At 32.8% G+C, this 23,512-nt stretch carries 17 protein-coding genes and 1 pseudogene; 8 read left to right on the top strand and 10 right to left on the bottom strand.

Annotated elements, in window-relative coordinates; translation table 11 throughout:
* Positions 1-74 precede the first annotated feature (74 nt).
* Complete coding sequence (locus tag OPR50_RS05845; protein WP_265023939.1) at positions 75-9,716, top strand: ankyrin repeat domain-containing protein; 9,642 nt, start codon at positions 75-77, stop codon at positions 9,714-9,716.
* Positions 9,717-9,721: 5 nt separating this feature from the next.
* Here the strand turns inward: OPR50_RS05845 and OPR50_RS05840 are convergent, their stop codons facing one another.
* The gene (locus OPR50_RS05840) at positions 9,722-10,681 is read right to left on the bottom strand and encodes an Rpn family recombination-promoting nuclease/putative transposase (protein ID WP_265023938.1); all 960 of its coding nucleotides are present in this window, start codon (positions 10,679-10,681) and stop codon (positions 9,722-9,724) included.
* Between the two features lie 120 nt (positions 10,682-10,801).
* Here OPR50_RS05840 and wmk (OPR50_RS05835) point away from each other — a divergent pair, with 120 nt between their 5' ends.
* From wmk (OPR50_RS05835) to OPR50_RS05810, 6 genes are all read left to right on the top strand, one after another.
* Positions 10,802-11,713 (top strand): WO male-killing family protein Wmk, encoded by a 912-nt coding sequence (wmk, locus tag OPR50_RS05835; protein WP_265023937.1) that lies wholly within the window; start codon positions 10,802-10,804, stop codon positions 11,711-11,713.
* Between the two features lie 170 nt (positions 11,714-11,883).
* A complete protein-coding gene (locus tag OPR50_RS05830; RefSeq protein ID WP_265023936.1) occupies positions 11,884-12,540 on the top strand; it encodes a JAB domain-containing protein in 657 nt (218 codons plus the stop codon).
* 99 nt (positions 12,541-12,639) lie between these two features.
* Positions 12,640-13,854, top strand: a complete 1,215-nt coding sequence (locus OPR50_RS05825; protein WP_265023935.1) for a hypothetical protein — start codon at positions 12,640-12,642, stop codon at positions 13,852-13,854.
* 79 nt (positions 13,855-13,933) lie between these two features.
* Positions 13,934-14,827 (top strand): WO male-killing family protein Wmk, encoded by an 894-nt coding sequence (gene wmk, locus OPR50_RS05820; protein WP_265023934.1) that lies wholly within the window; start codon positions 13,934-13,936, stop codon positions 14,825-14,827.
* A gap of 25 nt (positions 14,828-14,852) precedes the next feature.
* Positions 14,853-15,755, top strand: a complete 903-nt coding sequence (gene wmk, locus OPR50_RS05815) for a WO male-killing family protein Wmk (RefSeq protein ID WP_265023933.1) — start codon at positions 14,853-14,855, stop codon at positions 15,753-15,755.
* 408 nt (positions 15,756-16,163) lie between these two features.
* The gene (locus OPR50_RS05810) at positions 16,164-16,496 is read left to right on the top strand and encodes a WD_0736 family protein (RefSeq protein WP_264330455.1); all 333 of its coding nucleotides are present in this window, start codon (positions 16,164-16,166) and stop codon (positions 16,494-16,496) included.
* 78 nt (positions 16,497-16,574) lie between these two features.
* On the opposite strand, the gene OPR50_RS05805 is transcribed toward OPR50_RS05810, so the two are convergent.
* The gene (locus tag OPR50_RS05805) at positions 16,575-17,489 is read right to left on the bottom strand and encodes a patatin-like phospholipase family protein (protein ID WP_265023932.1); all 915 of its coding nucleotides are present in this window, start codon (positions 17,487-17,489) and stop codon (positions 16,575-16,577) included.
* On the opposite strand from OPR50_RS05805, the pseudogene OPR50_RS05800 reads away from it, so the two are divergent.
* Positions 17,488-17,994: pseudogene (locus OPR50_RS05800) on the top strand (phospholipase D family nuclease); the annotation flags it as partial. The gene OPR50_RS05805 and the pseudogene OPR50_RS05800 overlap by 2 nt on opposite strands.
* Here the strand turns inward: OPR50_RS05800 and OPR50_RS05795 are convergent.
* The 8 genes from OPR50_RS05795 to OPR50_RS05760 all read right to left on the bottom strand — a co-directional run bounded on the left by OPR50_RS05795 (position 17,985) and on the right by OPR50_RS05760 (position 23,507).
* On the bottom strand, positions 17,985-18,203 hold the full coding sequence (locus OPR50_RS05795; RefSeq protein WP_264331023.1) for a hypothetical protein: 219 nt from the start codon (positions 18,201-18,203) through the stop codon (positions 17,985-17,987). The pseudogene OPR50_RS05800 and the gene OPR50_RS05795 sit on opposite strands and share 10 nt — an antisense overlap.
* Positions 18,204-18,250: 47 nt before the next feature.
* Positions 18,251-18,775 carry an ankyrin repeat domain-containing protein gene (locus OPR50_RS05790; RefSeq protein ID WP_007301895.1) on the bottom strand — a complete coding sequence of 175 codons (525 nt, stop codon included), beginning with the start codon at positions 18,773-18,775 and terminating at the stop codon, positions 18,251-18,253.
* Between the two features lie 56 nt (positions 18,776-18,831).
* A complete protein-coding gene (locus OPR50_RS05785) occupies positions 18,832-19,767 on the bottom strand; it encodes a contractile injection system protein, VgrG/Pvc8 family (protein ID WP_265023931.1) in 936 nt (311 codons plus the stop codon).
* Positions 19,768-19,977, bottom strand: coding sequence for a tail protein X (locus OPR50_RS05780; RefSeq protein WP_038536967.1), 210 nt, complete (start codon positions 19,975-19,977; stop codon positions 19,768-19,770).
* Positions 19,974-20,330 (bottom strand): phage tail protein, encoded by a 357-nt coding sequence (locus OPR50_RS05775; RefSeq protein ID WP_038536970.1) that lies wholly within the window; start codon positions 20,328-20,330, stop codon positions 19,974-19,976. The genes OPR50_RS05780 and OPR50_RS05775 overlap by 4 nt, the downstream gene beginning before the upstream one ends.
* Positions 20,330-22,594: a phage tail tape measure protein gene (locus OPR50_RS05770; protein WP_265023930.1), complete on the bottom strand. Its 2,265-nt coding sequence runs from the start codon at positions 22,592-22,594 to the stop codon at positions 20,330-20,332. Before OPR50_RS05770 ends, OPR50_RS05775 begins: the two co-directional genes overlap by 1 nt.
* Positions 22,595-22,709: 115 nt before the next feature.
* The gene (locus OPR50_RS05765; RefSeq protein WP_264705694.1) at positions 22,710-22,964 is read right to left on the bottom strand and encodes a phage tail assembly protein; all 255 of its coding nucleotides are present in this window, start codon (positions 22,962-22,964) and stop codon (positions 22,710-22,712) included.
* Between the two features lie 36 nt (positions 22,965-23,000).
* A complete protein-coding gene (locus OPR50_RS05760) occupies positions 23,001-23,507 on the bottom strand; it encodes a phage major tail tube protein (RefSeq protein WP_265023929.1) in 507 nt (168 codons plus the stop codon).
* Positions 23,508-23,512 lie beyond the last annotated feature (5 nt).

Below are 23,512 nucleotides of genomic sequence, written 5' to 3'. Positions count from 1 at the left end.
CAATTTTATTTATTAGTATGTATCTACATTTAGTATAACATTACGTTTTTATTCAAATATAGGCAAAGGGCTTTATGATGAAGGCAATAGATTATCTAAAAAAGGGGGAATCTAGCTTAGAAACATTGGAAGGAGCACAAAATACAAAGCAGATAGATTCGCAAATCCGCTTCAAGCGCTCTGACGATAATCTAAAGTTACCAGAGAATTTTAGGATAGGACAAGCAGTTGTAGATGGGAACTGTTTCTTTGATTCATTCAGAAAAGGATTAGAACAACAATTAGGAATACAGGTAACTGTTGAACAACTGCGAAACTATTGCAGAGATTTTGCACAAAATAATCCACCAAAATGGTTCATAGATGCTATTGCTCAGAGTCATGACAATAGTGGTAGAGTACGTAGTGAAACTCTAGGTTTTTATACGAGTAACATCCTTAATAGTGAAAGGTGGGGTGACCCTGAAGTTGAAGGGAGAATACTCTGCGAAAAATATCAGGTAAAGCTTCATATTGTTGAAAAGTCGTCATATCTTTTATACTTGAAACAACAAGTATTGAATAATTCAAGAGAGTTTAGTGACAACATCAGATTAATAATAAGCAATTCTAATTCTAATGAAGAACTCGCTTCACAATTACAAAAAGATCATTCTGAAGGGGCATCTAGTCTATTAGTAGATATGACAACTTTTGATGGCTTGGATAATACACATCAACTTATTAGTTCTTCAGGCTCTCTTTCATCAGATAATATAAACTATGATGACCGATATACTATACACCTAATAAATAGGGGTAATGCACATTTCGAACCAATACTGAGTACTCAAGAAGTTCAATATAATAAACAAAAATCTTCTGAACTTTCTGATTATGATGATGAGATAACACCTGAAGAAGAACTAATTAATACTATAAAGAGTGGTGACTTAGAGGAAGAAAAGCTAGCAAAGATCAAAAGGGTTTTTGAAAAAGAACCGAAACCAGATATCGATTTTCAAGGGAAAGATAATGATACACCCTTGCATATTGCTGTTCGCAAAAAGGAATTAAAAGTTATTGAATGGCTTGTAAAGAACGGAGCAAAGATTGATATCAAAAATAGTAGGGGTAGAACTCAGCTAGAAGTTGCTCAACATCTTGAAAGGCAAGATATTGTGGAAGTATTGAAATCGCACATTCGGCCAAACCTACAAGTTTCTGTTGAACGACCATCAACTCAACAAAAAAGAACTAGAACTGATTCTAAAGAAGATAAATCAGAAGACAGTAGTCATAAAAGGCCAAGAACTTCTCTTCAAGCAGCAGAAGAGTCTAGAGGAAGAAAAAGGACGCAAAATGAAGAGAATGAATTAGGAGCTGGTCAAGTAAAGAAGCTAAAGACTTCTGAAGGATATCATGCTTCAGGGTTAAAATCATCTCTTCATGGTACTGTTTACCAACTAAAACTATTGATGCTCTTTTTAAAGCGTGGATTAGATCAAGGGTATTCTTTTGATTTAGCAACAGAAATGGATGCAGCCGAAAAGTTTGATGATGTAGTCTTTCAATATACCGAAGGTGGTGAAGAAGTATATCGCTTTTTGCAAGCTAAGCACAAACAGGATCATAATAAAAAAATTACTGTTAATGATTTACTCACAGAACAAGATGGTGAATTTAGTCTACAAAAATATTTTATTTCTTATCGTAAAATCAAACAAAATCCAGAATTTAAAGGTTATAAATTAAAAGACTTTGTTATTTGCACAAATATTGATCTAGAGGAAAGTTTAAGAAATAGTTTTGAGCCAGTAGAAGGTGAAGATAATATTTTAAGGGTTAATAGTGAAAAGTCTGAGCGCTTAAAACTTAAAGTAGATAAATTTCCCAACGAGAAAGATCTAGTTTCAAGATTAAGAAAGACTTCAGAACTTAATAGGTTAGCAAAGAGACTTGCTAAATGTGTATTAGAAAACGACCCTTTGGATTTGAAAGATAACCTATTTCGATCTTACCATGGTGTACTAGGAGAAAAAGTAATTGATGTAAAAAACGTTGAACAAAGGGAAGAAAAAGACAACAAGGGAAAAAAGATAAAGAAAAGCTATGCTAAATTTCATAGTAATTTTTTAGATGGAAGCTCACAAGAATTAGAAAACTTTAGAAGTGCTTTTTTAAAAGCATATCAAGAAATGTCAAAAGAGCAAATGAATGTGAATGAATTTTGGCAAAAGATGAAAGCAAGGGAATTACAAATATCACAAACTTTTGGAAAGGTGTTTGAGCTAGATATTAATCCTCAGCTTACTAACTCAGAAGTGTTTGCTAAAGCAATTGCAAATGCAATGAGTGTGGCTGAGCAGAGTGTTGTTAATATAAAAAGAGAAAAAGGGAAGGGTATTATTAAAGATAATATTAATAAATTAGCAGGACATGTATTAATAAAGAAAGGCGATAAAGAGAAAGATACATATTATTTTAGTTCTACATTTTTTGATGATAATAATAAGTTACCGGGTAATTTAGAAAGTTTCAAGAACGAGCTAAAAGCAGAACTTGAAAGTAAAGTTATGGAGTTTGATAAGGATAAATATAAATTTCATATAGCGAATTTTAAAACATGTGAAGAAGAACAGCTGCACTTAAAAACTTTTTTGCCAGATGATTATATTGATGAAAAAAAAGAAATAGAAAGTTTTTTTGAAAAGTTAGTGTTTGCAGTTAACCAGCCTAATGAAGTTGAATTAGACAAGATCATTGAAGCTAAGATGGGTGAAGATAAAGATATTAATTTAATTGATAGTGAATTCGTAGCAAGTAAGTTTCAAAAAGACATGCTGGATTGGATGAAAGAAAAGAAAGGACGCTTTCTTACTCATGAAGATGGTCAAGAATTTTTTAATGAAGCAAAGCAAAAAATTTCTAAGTTGGTATTGATTGGTCCTACTCTAGAATATCGCACTAAGGTTAAAGCTTTTGGCATTGCCTTTAGTGAAGATCCAACAGAATTACGAAGCTTTTTAACCTCAAATGATAAGCAAATTTTTAACTTAATTAGCTCACATAACACTATATTAGGTTCAATTAAAGTATATCAAACTTTAAAAGATATGCCTCAGTATCAAAAGGATGATAGCCACATTTTTATGCGTTTAAGTTCTCTTTTGCGTATACAAGGTCGTGTGATACAAATTTTTAGTTCAAAAACAACAAGTAGCTTATTAGTAATTGAGTGTAAGACTACGGAACGAGATACAGAGGAATTATATAATAAGTTATCCGAAATAATAAAGTCTAATGGTAATAAAAAGGTTATTCTCATTACTCAAGAAAATAACGCTCTAGCTGAAAAATTTAAAGATAATTTTTCTAGAAATAATAAATATGAAAAACAAAAAGATGAAAAGAACAGCCTCATTGATCTTACTAATAAATCGCAAGAAAAACTACTAGAAGAAAGAAAGGTTACATTTCAAGGAAAAGAGATAAGCTTAGGTATATTAATAAACGATAACTCCAAGCATTTAATAGATGAGGAAATATTATCTAGGCTTATTAACAATGAAAAAGTAGAGATAGGTAAAGCACCTGATGATTTAGGTGATGTTAAGTACTACTATATTGATCGAGTGTTTAATCGTCAGGTAAAAGTAAAAGACGAATGTTTGAAAGCAAGAAAAATCCCTGATTTATTTGCTATTAGTAATATAGAACAAGATGAGCTATACAAGTTAGTAAATAAGGAAGATCATAAGGAAAAAAAAGAACAAAAAGTACGTAGATTTGTAGATAATGATTCAGATAAGAGTAAGCCTGTTAGATTTATCGTATTAGATAATGAAAATGCAGAAAAGAACTTTAAACAGCTAAGTCATGATTACTCAAGTCACAATATTCATTTGCTCAAAAAAGAGGGTGATGAGTTTATATGGCAACAATCTTATGGTGCTTCTTTATCAAATTTACGTAGGTATTTAGATGATCAGAATAAGAAAAATATCAGAGTAGGAGAAAGTGAGTTTATTAAACTTATTAGTAGTGATGGTGGTAACAAAGTAGTTATTATTTCTGCAGAGCCAGGAATGGGTAAGTCTACCGTGATGACCAATTTAGCTAAAGAAATAAAAAATTATACTTCATCTAGATGGATAATAAAGGTTAATTTGTTTGATTTAGTAAAAAAGCTGAATGAGGTTGATTTAAAAAAGGATAATGCGATTGAATTTTTAGTAAATGCTTTAAATCTAAAAGGTAATATGCTAAGTGAAAGCCTATTTCTGTACTGTCTGAGAGAGCAAGGTGGAGTTATTTTGCTCTTGGACGGTTTTGATGAAATTAGCCCTAACTATAAGGAAAAAGCTATTAATCTACTAAAAGCACTAAAAGAAACTCAAATGAACCGAATATTGGTGAGTACTCGTGGGTATATGCAATATGAGTTAGAAGATGCTTTTAGCACACTGTCATATACTTTAAAGCCATTTTCTCTAGAAGATCAAAAAAACTTTTTAAGGAAATTTTGGCAGAGGAAGTTATGCCTTAACAGCATAGATGAACAAAAGTTTCAAAAATATTCTGATAAACTGCTTGAACTATTTTCACAGTCCATTTCAGATAAAAAGAAAGAATTCACTGGCGTTCCTTTACTAATAGAAATGTTGGCAGAGAATCATGAAAGAGAGTTCAAAGATTTTTGTGACTCTAAAAAGAATGAATTGCCTAATCACCTATCTCAAGAAAAGTTTGATTTATTAACTTTATACGAAGATTTTATTGAAAAAAAACATAACAGGTATCATCTGGATAAACTAGGCAAAAGAAAAGAAAATCCAGGTATAACTGAAGAAGTTAAAGAACTAAAAGAACAATTCATGAAAAATCATAAGCTATTTGCTATACAGCGTTTATTTTCTAAAGATCGGCTTGAATTACTACTTACCGAGGAAGAAAGAAAGCAAGTAAAAGAATTAGTGAAAAAAATAGATTCTGGTAAAGAAAAAACAGGAATTGTTAATAAAGTTATCGGAGATAAACCTGACTTTATTCATCTTTCCTTTGCTGAATATTTTGCTGTAGAACTAATTTCTGATAAATTGAAGTCTACCTACTCTACACAGCCTATATGGGATTTTTTAGTCAATACAATTTTTACTGGAGATTACCAGAATATTAGAAGGTTTTTTGATAGTAAATTAGCAAGTGACCCTGAGTTGGCAAAATCGAGTTCTAATAATGGAAAGACAATTGTTAACTTATTACTGGCACAAGATAGTGAAGGACCGTTATTTGTAGCTGTAAGGGAAAGTTTAGTAAATATTATTGATTTTTTATTAAAAAGTGCAAAAGAAGACTTAGGTAGTTTAATCAAAATTATTAACACTTCGGGTGAAGAAGGTTTACTATTATGTTTAGCAATTGAAAATGGTCATAAAGAGGCTGTTGAAATTTTATTAAAATATGTAAAAGCTAAAAATAGTAATAGGTTAATTGAGATTATTATTCCCACTAATACTCAACATAGCTCTCCTTTATTTTTAGCAGTTAGCAATGAAAATGATGAGATAATTGATATTTTGCTTAAAAATATACCATCTAACGATCAGATCGTAAAGATTATTTGTAATGCAGTCAATGATGATGGAACCAACTTAGTAGATCTGGCTGCTGCAGAAGAAACGTTTAGCTTAAACAGTCTAAACAAATATATAAGTCGTTTGAACTCTGATCAACAAGTAGAAATTTTTGGAGACTTGAGTAATCTTGGATTTGAGCATTTTGATTTTATTGATTATCTACACTCAGTTTTAAAGAAAGATGCATTTTATAAAATTTGCCAAGACAATCAAGAAGAAATATATAAAGCTTTGGCACAAGTGCGAGATGGTCGTATCTCCCCCGATCAACATCCAGAGTGGTTTAAGATAGAAGCACTGATGGAACGACAAGATGAGAATGAGATAGATAATGATTATTATCACGATTCTTTATCAACAGAAGAGTGCTTGCCAAGTACAAGCTATAATAGAAAAAAAAGAGAAGCTAAAAATGAATGTTTATTCACTTGGGAAGATATAGATGAATTTAATGAGGAGAAGAATGAGAAAAGAGACTTCAGTAAGATTAAAATAGACAGTGAAAAGTTTGTTAATTATATTAAAGACCTACCAGAGGAAAAACGTTCTCAGCTAATCGAATTAGCAGATAAAGTTAGAGTTGCAGGTAATTCTCAAAGTCTTGTGAGTAAGCTCATTAGTAATCAAAAAGTCATAAGTCATCTAAATAGAGTAGGAAGAGTTTCTGGTATAACTATGCATGGAATGATGGCTAAAAATGTTCTAGCTGACTTTCTAAATGGAGATTATCAAGGTGTAGCAGTTAATGTTGGCTTTATTGCCGGTGGTCAAGGATTTGCTAAAGTTGCTGAAGCTGCTTCTCTTAAAGGATTAAAATTAGCTTCAGAAGGAAAGTTATTACTTGGTACATCTTTAAGAGCAGCATCTCCTTTCCTTGCTCGTGGTACTTCTGCTTTTGTTGTCTATGATCTAGTAAATCAAGTGAAAGCATTTAAAAATGGTACGGAAGAAGCACTGGTTGGCGTAGTAGGAGATAGTATTTACTTGGGAGTTGACGCTGCAGAGATTGGTATAGAAGTTGCTGAAGCTTTTGAAGTACTAGAAGGAGTATCAAGTGTTACTGGTCCTATTGGAGCTGCAATTGGCGCTGTAGTATTTGTTGGTACTGATGTTTACATGGCAGTAAAGAGAGTTGATAAAATTGATGAGCTTATTCATTTAACTGGAAAAGAGAAGTTTATTGAAGGTTTACGTGCGTTTATAGGTATGCAACCTGAAAATCATATACAAGAGTTATTGCAAGAAAAAGAAGTAAGTAATGAATTAGTAAGGCAAGGACTTGAGTATTTAAAGCAACATAGCGATATTCAAAGCTATGTATTTCCTACTGGTAAGTCAGTTGTAGATTCTTGTCGTAGAGTACCATATAAAACAAGTATATGTGCTAGTGGAGGATTTGGGGGTGGATGCCTTAGAGCAAGCACAGTTACACGTTATTCTGAGAAATGTACAACTAAGTTTGAGGTAGATTTAGACAGTACAGTACAGCTTGATAGAAAAAGAACTGATATAAAATGGAGCAGAGCAAAGCCAGATAATCCAAGTGGTGGAGAATTGTTTTGTTTACCTAAAGGAAATCATGAACGTGTTCCAAGTTATGGATCTTATTTGTGTAAAAATGCAATTGGCATAACTGACTTATCTACTAATAAAACAGGAAGTTATACTCTAATTAACTTAGGAGAAGGTGAAGATTATGCAAAAGGATTTATAGATAGTGCAAATATCTTTGTAGTAAATAGTGGATATAAACAATATCAAGGTGGTAGTAAAGACGATATATTCATTTTACAGGGAAATTCTATAAGGGGATACTTGTATGGAGAAGATGGGATTAATACTTTAGATCTTACAGGATTTGCTTTGAAAGCTAAAAATGTAGATGTCGTTTTAGATAGAGGAGATATAATATATGACAATCATCATATATTAAAAGCGTTTGGAATGAACAGGGTTCTTGGTAGGAAAGGTAAGGTAGACCGTATATTTAGTACATGTGATACACAGCTTTTAGATGGAAAAGGCGGTGCTGAAAATAATTTGGATGTTATAGTAATAGATAATAATAATTGTACTTATAAGATGCAAATGACAGTAAGACCTAATACTATAATATTTAATCGTGCATTGGAAGGTAATTTCCATTATACAGTACCATATGCACTTGGTAGCGCTAAAGTTGATTTCATTTATACTGCTGAAGCATTGAACTTAAATAATACTTTTGCATTTGAGTATGAGCCTGCTCAGATAAAAAATGTCGACGTGAGAAATATAAATGTACTAAATAAGACTTCACATATAATCACGTTCAATTTTTCACCAATGTCAGACAAGGAATTTAATATAACAATCTCTGGTGCATCTAATCCTTCTTATAGACTAGGTAATAATACTGAAATAAAAGTAGGAAATAAGGGTAACCTGTACATGCTTGAGAACACTAATAAATCTGTTAATGAAATTATAAAGGATTACTTAGTTGTAGCAAATCGACTAAATAGAATGTCATTCTTTATACAATCACTATTAAGCAATGAAACTGTTGCAATAGGAAGTGGAAATTACGAGGTAATACATAATAATCCACTACAAAAGAGTCACTTAGTAGGCAATGGTGGTGAAAATGTATATGTGATTGATTCTGAAAGCAAAAGGTTTGAAATTCCTCTACCTGAAGTGGTTATTTATGACCTTGATGTAGAAAGTTCAGTGGATACGATTGACCTGAGAAATTTAGTAAGGCAGGTAAGAGGTAAACTCTCAAATCAAGATCATTTTCAATTAAAAGTTCTAAAATCTGCAAATGATTTGTTATTAAAAGCAACAATAGTTGAAGTGAAGCCAACAGAAGATTCATCTGTAAGTAAGATGAGAAAACATGAGTATTGTACTGTGAGATTAAAAGATGGGGTTAATTGGTATAACAAAACTCATGTGATTGTGGATAATGCTCCTATGAAAATCAACCTTGATAATAATGAGTGGAGTTTGAAACCATTACCTTTAAAATTTGAAAAGGATAAAGAAGTTATTATTGTAACAAGTCAAGATATAGAAGAAAACACTGAACTAATAACACCTAAAAGAGCAGGAAACTATAGCTTTGTTAGTGATCATGGTAATGATCTAATAGTAACGAATGCTTTTGATGTTAATGTAGCTAAAAATGATCTATGTACGATAGTATTAAGTAAGTTTTATGAAAAACCTAAAATGGCAACATTATCAATAAAGTTTGCTGATAAGGAAATAATTCTAAAAGAGCATCAGGAAGAAATAAGTACTGCAAGAGATGTGAATGTTATGAAAAAAGAACATAAGGATCAAGTCTATAATGGTGTCTTCAATCATACAAAAAGCAGTCCAGAAGTTATTATGTTATCTGATCAACCTGTAACGCATAGACATAGGCATAGTGGACACAGAGAGCAAACTCGTCATCGTCGTAGTACAAGTAGCGGTATTAGGCCGACTGGATGGATAAATGATTTATTTGGTTGGGTAAGAAGCTCAATAAGTGGATTGTTAAGTTCTAAACCTGAGAGCACTCCAAGTTCTATCTCACAAGTAGATGCAAGAGTGGATGTAAATGGTACGATAATGTTACTTGACGTGTTTATTAGAAAAGTTACAGGTCAAAAGTATGTTTCTACGGTAGATCATTCTATATCTCCACTAGAAGCACAGGGCTATGCACTCAATATTACAAATAGATTTGAGAAAGTGTTGAATAAAACTGCTATTAAGTCAGGAATATCAGTGACAAATCTAAACTTTGATCCTGTGGTAGTGCAATCAGCTATAATTGAAAAAATAATAAATGGAAAATTTTCTGAAATAGCAAAAACCCTATATTCATTTGCAAAAGAAGCGTGTCCAGAGTTTAAACAAACTGATAAGTTTCTAGATAATTTAAAGAGTAACTTAGAAGAAGTTTTAGCTAAGGAAGAAACTATGATACTACAGCAGAAAGTAGAAAAGCCTTATAAAGACTTGAGTCAGGAAGTTTCAAGGAAAGTACAGTTATCTAAAAAGCCGGATACATTCTTAAATGGAACATCAGTGGTTCAAGGAATAAGCAGAGCGATAAATTGAGGGGACTATGTGGTCTTTTCTGCCTGTAACTGTTTGATCTCATCGAAAGAAAGGCCAGTGATTTCAGCAATAACATCAATAGAGACACCGGCCTTGAGTGAGTTTTTTGCAACTTCAATTTTACCTTCAATTTTACCTTCAACTTTACCTTTTTGATGGCCGATTTGGATGCCTTCTTGTCTACCTTCTTGTCTACCTTCTTGTCTACCTTCTTGTCTACCTTCATGTTTAGCATCATCGAGTTTTTGAGCAAGGACAGCCTGTTCATCACGAATACGTTTGATCTCTTGTTCATAGGCAATAAATTCTTTTTCTGACCAGTTGAATCTATTTAGTTCTTCATAAGCTCTTTTAATTATTAGATCACTTCCTATTATTCTCTCTAGCTCTTCTTCACTAGTTTCGTCTGCATATCTAAAGAAGTAGATCCATTTCTCGACTATACTTGAAAGCTGATCTTCCTTGGTTTTTGTAAATTTAGGTAACTCAATAAATATAAAGTAAAAATCTTTTAGATCATGTTCATTAGTATCTTCATCACGAATAGTATGCTTTGATTTGTACTCAGACTTATCAGGAAATAAAATACAATCTGCTATAGCAATAAAGATAATTTCCTTAAGGTCCTGGTATTGATCACCTTTATCGGCTTGTCTTGAATAGGCTTTAGCAGCATAGTATTGGGCACGTTTCTCGAAGCCTTTGGTTTTAGCGACCTGCATTTCAATAATCCATTGCACCCCCGTGGAATCTCTACATAATACATCAACAATGCTTTGCTTTTTAGAGGCAATATCAGGGTCTTGAATAGTACTTAAAAACTCTATATCCTTTATTTCATTTTTGCCAGTAAAACCCAGAATATCATTGAGAAAGTGAATGAGGATGTCTTTATTCTTTTCAGTGCCAAAGATACGGCGAAATGCGACATCATTCTTGGGATCGAGAAACTTCGAGAGAGCCATAGCAAGAGTACCTAAAAAGCATTAATAATTATACACAATTCTGAAGAAATATTCAACTAAAATGCAAACATAGAAGTTTTTGTATATCTTTGTTTGGTAGTATTAACATGTATAATATTTATGGCAAACATCTCAATAAGGTATCAGATAGCACAAAAAGTAAGGAACTGGAGGTTAAAGCGAGGATATACTCAAAAAGATTTAGCGAAGAAAGTCAGTGTAACGTATCAAGTAGTACTACAATATGAAAAAGGAACACGTAAAATTTCGATTGAAAAGTTGTATGCTATAGCAGAGATATTGTCGATTGGTATTATAGACCTAATTCCTGTATCAAATGAAAAAATCTGTTTTGAAGATGAGGGAGAGGAAATATTAAATCTAGTAAGAAAATATAAAAAGATTAATGATCAGGAATTACGTAGAATGTTTTGTTTACTAACCAAATTTGTTCAAGTTAGTGAGAAAAATAGTAAAAAAACGGAGAGAATAAAAATTGCAAAAGGTCTTATTAAAGCAGGAGTTTCTGTTGATACTGTTTCAAAAACAATTGGTCTGTCTGCTGATGAATGTGTTGAAGAAAAAGTTGGTTCTATCTACTACCAAATAGGAAAAAAGATAAAGGAGTGGAGGGCAGTACGGGAGTATACTCAAAAGGATTTGGCTGAGAAAATGGATACAACACGTGATGAAATAAGCAACTATGAGCAAGGACGTGTGGCCATTCCACTGGAAAAATTATATGCAATAGCAGAAACATTATCAATTAGCATTACAGATCTGCTCATAGAGGAAGATGAGATAGTAGAAAGTGAGCTACCTGATTTAATAAAAGAATACAAAAAAATTGAGAGTCAAGAATTACGCTATGCGCTAATAAAATCTCTGTTTGAAAGCATACAAATTTGTGAGGAGAAAATTAGAGAAGAAGAAAGAATCAAAATTGCAAAAGATTTAGTAAAAGAAGGAATTTCTGTTGATATTATTTTGCAAGCGGTAGGCATCTCTTTGAACGAAATTCAACAAATTTAAAATAAAAAATCATTATATATTAATATTTTTACTTCTTAATGAAAAAATAAGTAAAAAAGATTGAAAAATTGATTTGACTTCACTCGAAAGCTATGGCTCTATGCCAATGCTGATAAAAAAACAGCAGTAAATATTTAAAAAAAGTTTGTTGTTAGTGAAGGGTAAATTATATGAATAAAAGTAAAGAAGAAATCGAATTCAGAATATTAGAAAGCAAAGGCAAAGCACTACTTGATCGTGAAATAATGGAAACGTTTTTAAGTGCAGTACATGAAAGACCACAAGCTCAAGAAATTGCTAAAAATCTGGTGAACACTTATACGGGAGTAGGAAGGATTTTAGGCCGAGAAATGGATGACCTGAAAGTTATAGAAGGAGTAACTGATTCTGCAGTAGCAATGATTATGTGTGTTAAGGAAACACTAGAAAGGGTACTGAAAGAAAAGCTTAAGAGTGAGCCAATAATGGACTTACAAGAGCTAGTAGAGTACTTAAACGTAAGTATAGGTCATGCAGAGAGGGAATGTGTAAAAATACTGTACTTGAATAAAAGGCGTCAACTAATTGGAGAAGAATCCTATATTGGTGAAATGGAAAAAGCACCAGTATACATAAAGGAAATTATAAGAAAAGCATTAATAAAGAATGCAACATTAGTAATAATGTCACACAACCATCCTGGGGGACGCTTAGAACCATCAGAAGAAGATCAAGAAGTAACGAAGAGCTTAGCAGCAGCATGTAGTACTGTAAGCGTTAGGTTATTTGATCACATTATCATCACAAGTGGTGGCTATTTTAGCTTTAGAGAAAACGGATTGTTATAGCAGAAAGTATTTGCAAATCTACTCACTATAATTTATAATAAGTAATACAGTGTATAATAACTATACACTTAGAAAGTATATTTAATAGCGGAGGCTAATATGAATAATAAAATAATTGTACCTTTTAGTGATAAAGAGGGGGGTGTTTACGAGTTAAACGTTGATCTTGATAGATTATCAAAAGGTGAGATGTTAAATGCTATTGTAGGAATTGGTCGTACTAAGGAGCAATCCACCTTTGTAAGCAAAATTAATAATGCTAAAAAGCTTGGAGATAAGGAAGTAGTACCTTTCCCTTGTAGAGAAGTTCGCGAAAACCAAATCAACTATGGGAAAGGATTTGACTATATTTATGGCACAAAACCTTTGAGTAATCAAGCAGATTATCCAGAAGGGTTAAATCCATTTGCTTCAGCTTTGCAAAAAATAAAGCCAAGTATAAGCGAAAGCGAAAAGTTGAGCTGGTTTAAAAGTGAAGTGGTAGAGGCAAAAAACGTAAATGAATTGCACAAAACTATAGACCAAGTACTAGCCTCTGGAGCAAGAATAAATGCATATAACGATGGGGAATGGAGCATTGCAGAGTATGTAGTATTGGGTACACATTTTCATAAATTTGATAAGACTGATCGAAAAAAGATAATGCGTAAATTAATGCTAAGTGGTGCAGATTTTCATGATACTTTATTGCAGAATAAACTAATAGGTGAAATCTATAATGAGCTACAGCCAGAAGTTCAGCCACAGATAGATGAGAGACTAGAAGAACTAGAGAAAGCTGGCGAAAATGCTATGCAAGAAGGAGAATTAATAGATGTTGAGATAGATAATACAACATCGTATATAGAATTTTCTGGGGATAGCAAGGTAGAGGTAGCCAAAATACTGAGAGAGTTAGGAATTAATATTTTAAAAATTGGCAATGATGCAGTTGAGGTTAAAAGTGAGAAGGGAGGTATAAGAAACTATATCGATATGTCAGATGAAAGCTCTATCATGTTAGAATTTCCTACAAGCATTGGTAAGCTAAATATTATATTGTACCACGATGTAAAAAAATATGATCAAGTACAAGTCAGAGTAGAAAACAAGGAAATGTGGGCTGAATTACAAAAAAGAGGCGAAGAAATAGGAAAAAACTGCCTTTTTGGAGGAGTGAAACTTCAAGAAGCAGTAGAAAAGGGAAGTTTTATGAGGTGTGGCATATGGAATAGCAAGCAGCTTATGAAGGAGGTTGATAGCCCAAGTGAAAAATTGTTTTCATGGGCAGACAAAGTACGTGAAAATAGTAAAGAAACTTGTAGGGCACTTTAATTTAAAGGTTCCAGAGTCTGGCTATTATATCTGGAGCCTTTGAGCTATAATAGAAAATATTATATGCAAGGTTCTTTTTGTGGAAAAAAGTCTAGATTATAAAGTAGGGCAAAAATTAAAAAGCTGGAGGTTAGAGCGAGGGTACACTCAGAAAGATTTAGCAGAGAAAATTGGTGTAAAATACTGGGTGATATTGCAATATGAGAAAGGGAATCGTAGAGTTCCAATTGAAAGGTTGTATGCTATAACTGAGGCACTATCAATCAGTATTACGGATCTTATTCCTGTATCAAAAAGCTGTCTTGAAGATGAAGAAGAAATATTAAATCTAGTAAGAGAATATAAAAAGATTAACGATCAGGAGTTACGTAAGATGTTTTGTTTGCTAACCAAATTTGTCCAAATTAGTGAGAAAAGTAGTAGAAAATCGGAAAAAATAAAAATTGCAAAGAGTCTGGTTAAAGCAGGAGTTTCTGTTGATATTGTTGCAAAAACAATTGGTCTGTCTGCTGATGAATGTGTTGAAGAAAAAGTTGGTTCTATCTACTACCAAATAGGCAAAAAGATAAAGGAATGGAGACTGGTAAGAGAGTGCACTCAAAAGGATTTAGCAGAGAAAATGACTACAACACGTGATGAAATAAGTAACTATGAGCAAGGAAGGACTGCTGTTCCACTTGATAAATTATATGAAATGGCAGAAGCATTATCGATTAATATTATGGATCTACTAATAGAGGAAGGGAGTAAAGTGAAAAATGAGCTACCTGATTTGATTAAAGAATACAAAGAAATTGAGAGCCAAGAACTACGTAATGCACTAATAAAATCTCTGTTTGAGGGAATACGTATTTGTGAGGAGAAAGTGAGAGAGATAGAAAGGATTAAAGTTGCAAAGGATTTAGTAAAAGGGGGAATTTCTATTGATATTATTTTGCAAATAGTTGGTTTATCCACTGATCAAATTGCATGAAAATTTATTTCTAAGTAAGGTATATATGTTTGTTTCTGTAAGAGATATTAGTTCTATAAGTTATAAAATAGGGCAAAAAATAGAAGATTGTAGATTAATGCAAAGGTGTACTCAAGCAGAGTTAGCAAGTAAAATCGGATTAGCATATAAAGAAGTAACCAATTATGAAAATGGGTATATTCCTATTACGATTGAAGTACTATATGTAATAGCAAGAGTACTGTCAGTTAATGTTGTAGATCTATTACCTAAACCAATAACAGTAAGAGAGTATGAAGATGAAGACGAAGAAATACTCTATCTAACAAAAATATATGAGAATCAAAAGTTAGGCAAAATAGTACCTTCATTAATCAGGTTTGTTCATATTAGCGAGAAAATCAATCAAGAGGAGGCAAGATTAGAAGTAGCAAAAAATCTAGTTAAAGAAGGAGTTTCAGTTGACATAATTTCCCAAGCAACCGGCTTATCTATTTACGAGTATGATAATACAGAGAAAGAAGTCTGCACTGATTCTATATACTACAGAGTAGGGCAAAGAATAAGAGAATGGAGATTGATAAGGAGATACACTCAAAAAGATTTGGCGGATAAAGTTGGTTTAACACTCAAGGAAATACACGACTATGAAAGAGGGTATACTGCTATAACATTTGATAAATTATATGAAATATCAGATGCATTATCAGTGAATATTAAAGTTCTGCTACCTAAAACAAGAGAAAGCAAAAAGCTATTGAGTTTAATGGATGAGTACGGAGAACAAGAATCACTAGTCAAATCTCTATCTGAAAGTATGAAAAATGGCAAGAAAAAAGTTAAAAAAATAGAAAAGATCAAAGTTGCGAAAAATCTAGCAAAGGCAGGTGTTGCTATTGATATTATTGTGCGAGCAAGTGGCCTAACTACTGATGAGTGTGAAAATTGAATTGTGTTAAAGATATAAGTAAAAGTAGTTATATACTTAATATAGATAAAGGTTGCAAATAATCTACTTATGCTGGACATTTCTATTGAGGAGATTGAAAATCATGCTTTCAAAACTTAACCTGGATTAAAGATTTCAGTAGTTTACTTACTCATAAATAATACATTAAAATATCAATAAAAATAATTGTATATTTAATATATCTAAATTACTGAATGAAATTCTTGTGCTTCTGTGTTTAATATATAATGTTCAAATAGATTGAAGTGAATTAACTAAATTAGAATTTGCTTAATGTAATTCATTGGTATCACAAATGATTATCTTGAGTATGCCAATTTTTCTAAAAATATTGACGGTACTAAAAAAATAAGTTATCCTTTTAACAGATTTATTAAGAAGGTGTGTATGGTTAGTCATGAAAAGAAACATACAGTAGCATTTTGCATTTCAGCTATTGCGTTTTGTGTTGGCATCTCATTAATTGCAGCAGTACTTACAACAATAGCACCTTTAATTGCCATAATTGTTTCAACTATAATAGGGGCAATAACTATTTTGTCTGCTTGCCAAGCTATTGAAAGCTACTCAGTCATAAAAAATAGCAATAAGGTAACAAGTAGTTTGCATGAAATAAAAGAAGCTTTTACAGGAGAGGAAAGCGAGCTTTTTATTGAAAAGGTTTTTAACCATTTACGTGGATTTTTTAGTAGTGAAAAAGAAAGTAGTACACAAAGATAATAAGATTTCTCAACAAGGCAAATTTGCTTATTTTACTTTTCTGGCTCAATGAAAGCTTTATATTTTACTTGATGTAAATTAAGACACAATGTTACAAAATTTATCGACTACTTTTTGATTATTCTCTATCATTGCCTTTGCCTCTTGCTGAAGAGATTTGATATTTTTTGATGTAATATTATCCATGTCAGGTGATGCTATTTTCAATTGCAATTGTATGCGTATATATTTATCAGCTATAACTTGATCAAGTTGGTAATTTACTGCATCTAAACTTGAGGCAAACATCACATGTAGTAGTGGTTTTACCCAGCCTATTTTTCCAAATCTCTTTGAATTGGCTATGCTTCTATCTGTTCTTCCAGTACCTATCGATAACAGTACAATATCATCATTTGGAAATAACCTTTTACTACTTGCATATGCACAAGCCGCTGGATTATTGGCAAAAACCCCTCCATCCACTAATACCATTTCCTTTTGGTTAATTTTAAGATATTTAGGTGCAAAGTAAGTAGGTGCTGCAGTTGCTGCTCTTAATACATCCCTTAATTTAATAAAATTCCTATCCTCTTTCCAGCTTTTGAAGAAAAATGGGCAGTTATTGTGAATATCGTAACTCGTAATCAACACATTACTTAAAGTGTTTTTAAAGACATCATCGCCAAAATATTTATGAAGTACATACTCAATATTTTTATGTGGGTATTGTGTACAGTTAAACCAAGATAATATTGATCTTCTCAAAAATGAAGACTTAAAAATATATGGTCCATATTCCCGATAGAACTCGACTAAATCATTAGCAGAATATTGAGGTTTATCTTTTTTACATAATCCTGCCACAACAATCCCACCGGTTGAAGTACCAGCCATTAGATCAAAGATTTCAGCTATAGTTCTTCTTGTTCTTTTTTCTATTTCTGCTAGAATAATGGCTGGTATGATGCCTCTTATGCCTCCGCCGTCAATTGAAAGGATGTATTTTGCCATGGTTAGGTATTTATTGATTTTATTAACTTGTTCGCTTTTATCGGGATGTGTTTCCTGCCCAAAAGCCACAGTCTGCTTCACGCCTGGAGAAAATTGCACCAACCTAATAATTGATTCCGTGGGTCATGCTAAAAAATCCTTGTTGGTTCAGGCATACCAATTTACCTCAAAGCCTATTGCTGAATCCTTGGTTCAAGCTAAAAAGCGTGGAGTTGATATTAAGGTTATTCTAGATGAATCACAAACTAGTTCAAAACATAGTGTAATTAACGAATTATTTGAGCACAAAATCCCGATATGGATTGACTTTAAACCCGCTATTGCTCATAGCAAGGTAATTATTATTGATGAGCAAAAAATCATAACCGGATCATTTAACTTTTCAGATGCCGCTCAGCAAAGAAATGCTGAAAACCTACTGATCATAACAGGAGATTCTCCACTAGTTGAACAATACGTCAAAAATTGGAAAAATCGCCAATCGCAGTCTAAGCATTATACACCAGACTTTAAGTTATCTTTGAATTCATCTAATTCCTCAGAAAGATTTTTCACCCTTTCCTCAAGTACTAACACTTTTTCCATTAAACCATATTCAATAAGTTTATCGTGAAATTGTACCCTTGAGTCTAACTTGGATAACCACCATATCAATGCTACGGTTTGGATTAATAACGTGATAATTAATGTAATTGGGATTTTTTGATTTTGCATAATGATTTAAAGTATGAATTTATTATGGATAGCTACTTTAGTAACTACTATTTTGATTTATGCTGTTCCTCTGCATTTGCAAGTAGCTTAATAATTTCTCTGTAAGGTTTATCTTTGTTGTGCCTTGATTCTATTACAGCTACATCCCGAGGGTTTTTTCCATCTGTATCTCTAGTATTAGGATTAGCACCTCTTTCTAATAAGAACTTAACTATCTCTAAATTGCCTCCGTATGCGGCAGAATGTAATACTGTCCATCCTTTATATCTACCTGTATCATTTATATCAACTCCTTCATTCACTAGAAATTTTACTAATTCTAGACATTTTCCTTCTGCTGCACAATGTAGCGCCGTTAATCTAGGAATTTGTGTGTTAATGCTCAATAGGTTCTTTACTGAAAACTTTACTACATCTAGATTACAATTTTCAGAAGCAATGCGTAAGATTGTTTTGTAATTATCTGTAGCTTTAGATTTTTGATAGCAATATGTAATAACAAGACATACTATTAATAGTGCGAACCATGCGAAATGTAACTTATATTTTTCATTAGACTTTATTTTTTTCATATTTCGCACACAGTTTCTTCATATTAAATAGATCATTACTCATTTTTTTCTTAACATTACTTACTCAAAGATGCTGACAACATAGTAAGGTAACCCGAGCTATTTAAAGTATGCTCCGCTCTGTTAACTATCCATTCACCATCTACCGCTTGATTAAAACCTATAAGATTAAGTTTAGCTTCTGCAAATAACTCTGGATTACCAGGCATAGTTATATCTAAAGTTTCATTGTTACGCTTCAATTGTTTCAACTTGGCATTTGCTGCACTCAGCGCTGACTCTGCATTAGAGTAAAGTTCCAGCATAATATAACTTGGCTCGCTACTACCAACTGTTTCTTTAATAGTTTCGCCCTTTTCATAGCTGTGCCATTTTGCTACTACTGAATTGTATTTATCGCGTACGGTAAAATGCACTTTCCAATTAATTGTGTCTTGAGGTCTAATAGTCGTTGTTCCTAAAGCTTTTCCTGTGGCTGATTTTGCCATGTTTTTTGAAATAAATAATATATACCCACCAGCTAATTTTGCCATTGCTTCACGCTCTGTTGCGATCTTTGTTAACAGACTTATATCACTTTCATCTGCCTGATTAATATGGGGTATCAATACATTCTTAAATTCCTCAGCAACTTTATGTCCATATCCATGTTTTTGGGCTATTTCTTTCACTAAGTTTTCTATGGTAATTTGATGCCATTCTTTTGATACCTTTGCTTTTAAAGATATTCTTAAATTTGTTGCATGAGCTTTGATTAGTAGAGTCTTAGGTGGACCCTGTATAGTCACTTCGTTGACTGTATATATACCCATTGGAAAGATTCCAAATTCCTTATAACCTAGTGCTATGTTCAATTCATTTGGAACTTCCACATTTTCATTGCCATAATCAACGCATACCTCTGCAACATCATCTATAGTACCAGATTCATCAGTAAGATGCACCGATATTACATGATCTTTTATTCCTTCAATGCTAAATTCAGGTTTCATTTATTCCCACACTTTTAACTTCGATTTTTTTAATTGCTCTTGTATTCTAGGTAACCTGATCTTTAATCCTGTAGGCAAAAAACTTCCATACTCTGCAAGACCAGGATTAGCCTCCAATACTATTTCTACTGCTCCAGAGCTATATCCATAGTGCTTAAAACATATGTAATCTAACATTTCATTTTCTCGGGTTATATAATGTACTGTCATACATAACTCCTTAAACTTAAGCTAAATTCAACCTTTTTTGGTAATCCACAGGGAAAATACGACGTTTGCTTTTCTTCTAACCGCACAATAACAAATCTTCCCAAAACATTCCCTAAATTGTCTACTAAGATACTTGGTTCATGATTTTTCTCAGTTTCTTTCATACTTTTTAATTGATTTAAATCATTCAGATTATGGAAATAAATTACTCCTTCTAAGTCTATATTTTCTGCACCTTGACCAATATTTTGTAATGAAGGTATTTTACCAATGCACTCAATTGTACTCCAACGATTTTCTTTACTATACCTTACACTTGTTGGAGAAAGCTTATGTTGACCAAGTGATAGCATTAGTAAATTGGTTCTATTGAATCAAATAAAACATCACGAGATTTTTCCCTTATTCTTTTTATTACTGCATCAGCAAGACTACGTACATCTTGGTTAGGTTCTGCTTTTATACTTATATTAAATGTAAAAGTTTGATTGAAAATTTTTTGTTCACACTTTTCACAGTCTTTTAAAACTTTCTCTGAATTATCTGCTACAGAACTTTTTTCTGTAATCACACTTTCAATATTCGTTCTACTATTCGAAATTCTACTAAAAGCATTATTATTCAATAAAGGATTTCCTTTACTAAAAACATTATTTTCACTAGTTGCACTGCCTATTTTTGCTTCTACTGGTTTCTCTAATGCTTTTATTGGACTATCATTAAAAAATTTTCCTATACCAGTCCAATTTTCTATAGATTTTGTAATTGATTTCCAGAGACTTGAAAAAAAGTCCTTTACCTTTTGCCAATTAGCAATTACAAGCGCTGTACCAACTGATAGTCCAGCAATAGCAGCTCCTATAGGATTGGTTAGCGTTAAAGCTTTCAGTCCCATGATTACTGCTGGAATTACTCGCGCTGATAACGAAGTTAATACTGGCAAAAGTGTTCCCTGCAAAATAGCCTTAAAAGTTAGTATTCCACCTCCAGCCAATGCAAATGCATAACCAAAACCTACCACTGCAATCTTGCCAATAATAAGAGCTGAAATTATGCTCATAACTCCTGTAGTTAAAATTGGACACTTCTCTGCGAACCAAGCTATACCTGTAGATATTGACCTCAAAATCTTACTTATCCAATTTAAAGGAGGTAGCATAACTGACCCTAAGTTCATTCCTAGCTCTGCTATTGTATTTTTGAGTAGCTGCAAGTTATTTGCTGTAGTACTTGCACGGTTATTAAATTCCTTTTGCATAGATTTATTATACTTTTCTTTATCGGTCACAAAACCTATTGCTTTTTTATATTCTTCCAAACTCCCAACTATCAATGCAATATCATCTTGATATTCTTGACCGAAGAGGTTGAGAAGAATTTGAGAACGTTCCTGTCTATCTACTTTTTCTAAAATTTCAAAAAAATGAAGTAGAGCGTTTTGCCCGTTTTCAGCAACCTTTTGTGACATTTCCTCTGCAGTGATACCTATGGATTCCAATGCTGCTCTGAACTCTTTTCCCTGTCCTTCAGCAGTCTGAAGTTTACTAAGTAGAGCGTTTATTGCAGTTGCTGCTTTTTCAGGTTGTTTACCTAAACTAACGAAGGCATTTACTAAACTACTTGTCTGATTAATATCTAAACCAAATTGTTTTGCATTACCACCCCCTCTAGCGAGTGCTTCAATCATATCGTTCGCCTTAGCTGCAGTATTATCTGATAGGTAATTTATAACATCACCAACTTCTTCCATCTTCTCTACTGCGATTCCATAAATGTTAGCGAGTTTGGCAATAGAATCACCAGCTTGTTCAGCAGACATGTCAAATGCTGTGGCCATTTTAGCTACTGTTGTGGTAAATTCAAGTAGCTTATCTTTGTCGATACCAAGCTGACCACCACTTGCAGCTATTTGTGCTAACTCTGCAGCTGATAATGGTATTTCACGGGATAATTTCTTCAATTTTTGAGCAAATTCTTCGGCTTCATTTGTTCCATCCTTGAAATTTACTACCTTTTTAACATCAGCCATAGCACTTTCAAAGTCAATCGCAACTTTAATTGGTGCTGCAAGTGAAAGACCTAGTCCTATAGTCTCCATTACTTGTGACCTATAATGCGCTTTTTTTGCCAAAGCATTTTGCTGTTTTTGTATTACAGATCCTAATTTACTGTATTTCCCTTTGAGTACTTCAACAGATGAACCAAGTTTAGTTTGATCCCTCACTAAAGATTTAATATCCTTTCCACTTTTCCTTATTTCTTCATTTAATGTGTGAAGTGCATCTCTCTTTTTGATATAAGCCTCTTTTGCCTTTGATGCCGATGCTTTCAATTTTTCGAATTCATTTCTCAGTGCTTTGCTTGGTTCTTTTTTTTCCTTCTTCTCTTTAGCAATTGCTGCGGCTGATTTTTTTGCTTTTTTCTCTGCTTTCTTCCAATTCTTCATGGCTTCAAGGGCATCATGATTTAATTGCTTAAATTTAGAAACAGATTTCATTGACGAATCAAGCTGCTTTATACTATCACCCAACTTAGAAAGCTTTGCTGCACTACCTGTCATTGCACTATTAAAACTGCCATCTAACGTTGCACCGATCTTTATTGAAAGCATTGACATTTTTTTGTCACTCCTTCACTTACTTCTAACCACTTTAGAAACTCTTTTATACTCATATTAATAATTTGCTCAATTCCACTTCCTGTTGTTGAGCTAAGTTTTAAAATATTGAATCTTAACTCCTCTGTTCCAGCGGCGACAAAAAATCTTTTAGTACCTTCTGTATTTCTACATAATCTTTAATACATAAATCTTCAACTACTTCTTTTGGCACAGACGCTAGATTAGCAATTAAAGCTACTTCTTTCAAAGCTTCGCCTTCTATGCGTTCTATAGCAAGTAAATCTCTTACTTTAGGTTCACGCATCGATAACTCTGAAACAGAAATTCCATCAACTGTAATGGGGTTATTAAGTGTTATAGTGTGCATTATTGCCTCCTTAAAAATAAAATTTCAAATAAGTTTTTATATGCCTAAAACCGTTTGCAGCAAGGCCATCTGATCAACACCATTTATCTTTCTAATCATATTTTCAGCATCGATCTCTATCAGTTCATTGCCACCTATCGTAAGTTTATAATAATGAGCAGCTACAGTGCATTTTAGAGTGGCTTTTTCAGCAGGTTTCCAGCTACCAAAATCAAATTCTTTGAATATACCCCTAAGGTTGATAATTACTCCTTCAATATCATTACTTCCACTTCCTTGCATTCCACCTCTGAGCGTCAAAGATACCGAATTTCCATTTATCAACCCAAATAGCCGAAAGAGCTCTGTATCGTATTCAGAAAAAGTGAAATCTGCTTCAATCTTTTCCATGCCCATATCAATATTTACTGGAATATCCATACCACCAGCACGATACTCTTCTGTTTTTATGGTAAGTTTTGGTAGGGTAATTTCATCTATTTTTCCTGCATAACCACGACCATCAACAAATACATTAAAATTCTTTAAAATCTTTGGTAACATTTTTT

The sequence above is a fragment of the Wolbachia endosymbiont (group A) of Epagoge grotiana genome (assembly GCF_947251775.1).
Classification (GTDB): Bacteria; Pseudomonadota; Alphaproteobacteria; order Rickettsiales; family Anaplasmataceae; genus Wolbachia; species Wolbachia pipientis.
The sequence above is the reverse complement of the archived record's forward strand: the minus strand, read 5'-3'. Positions and strand labels throughout refer to the sequence as shown.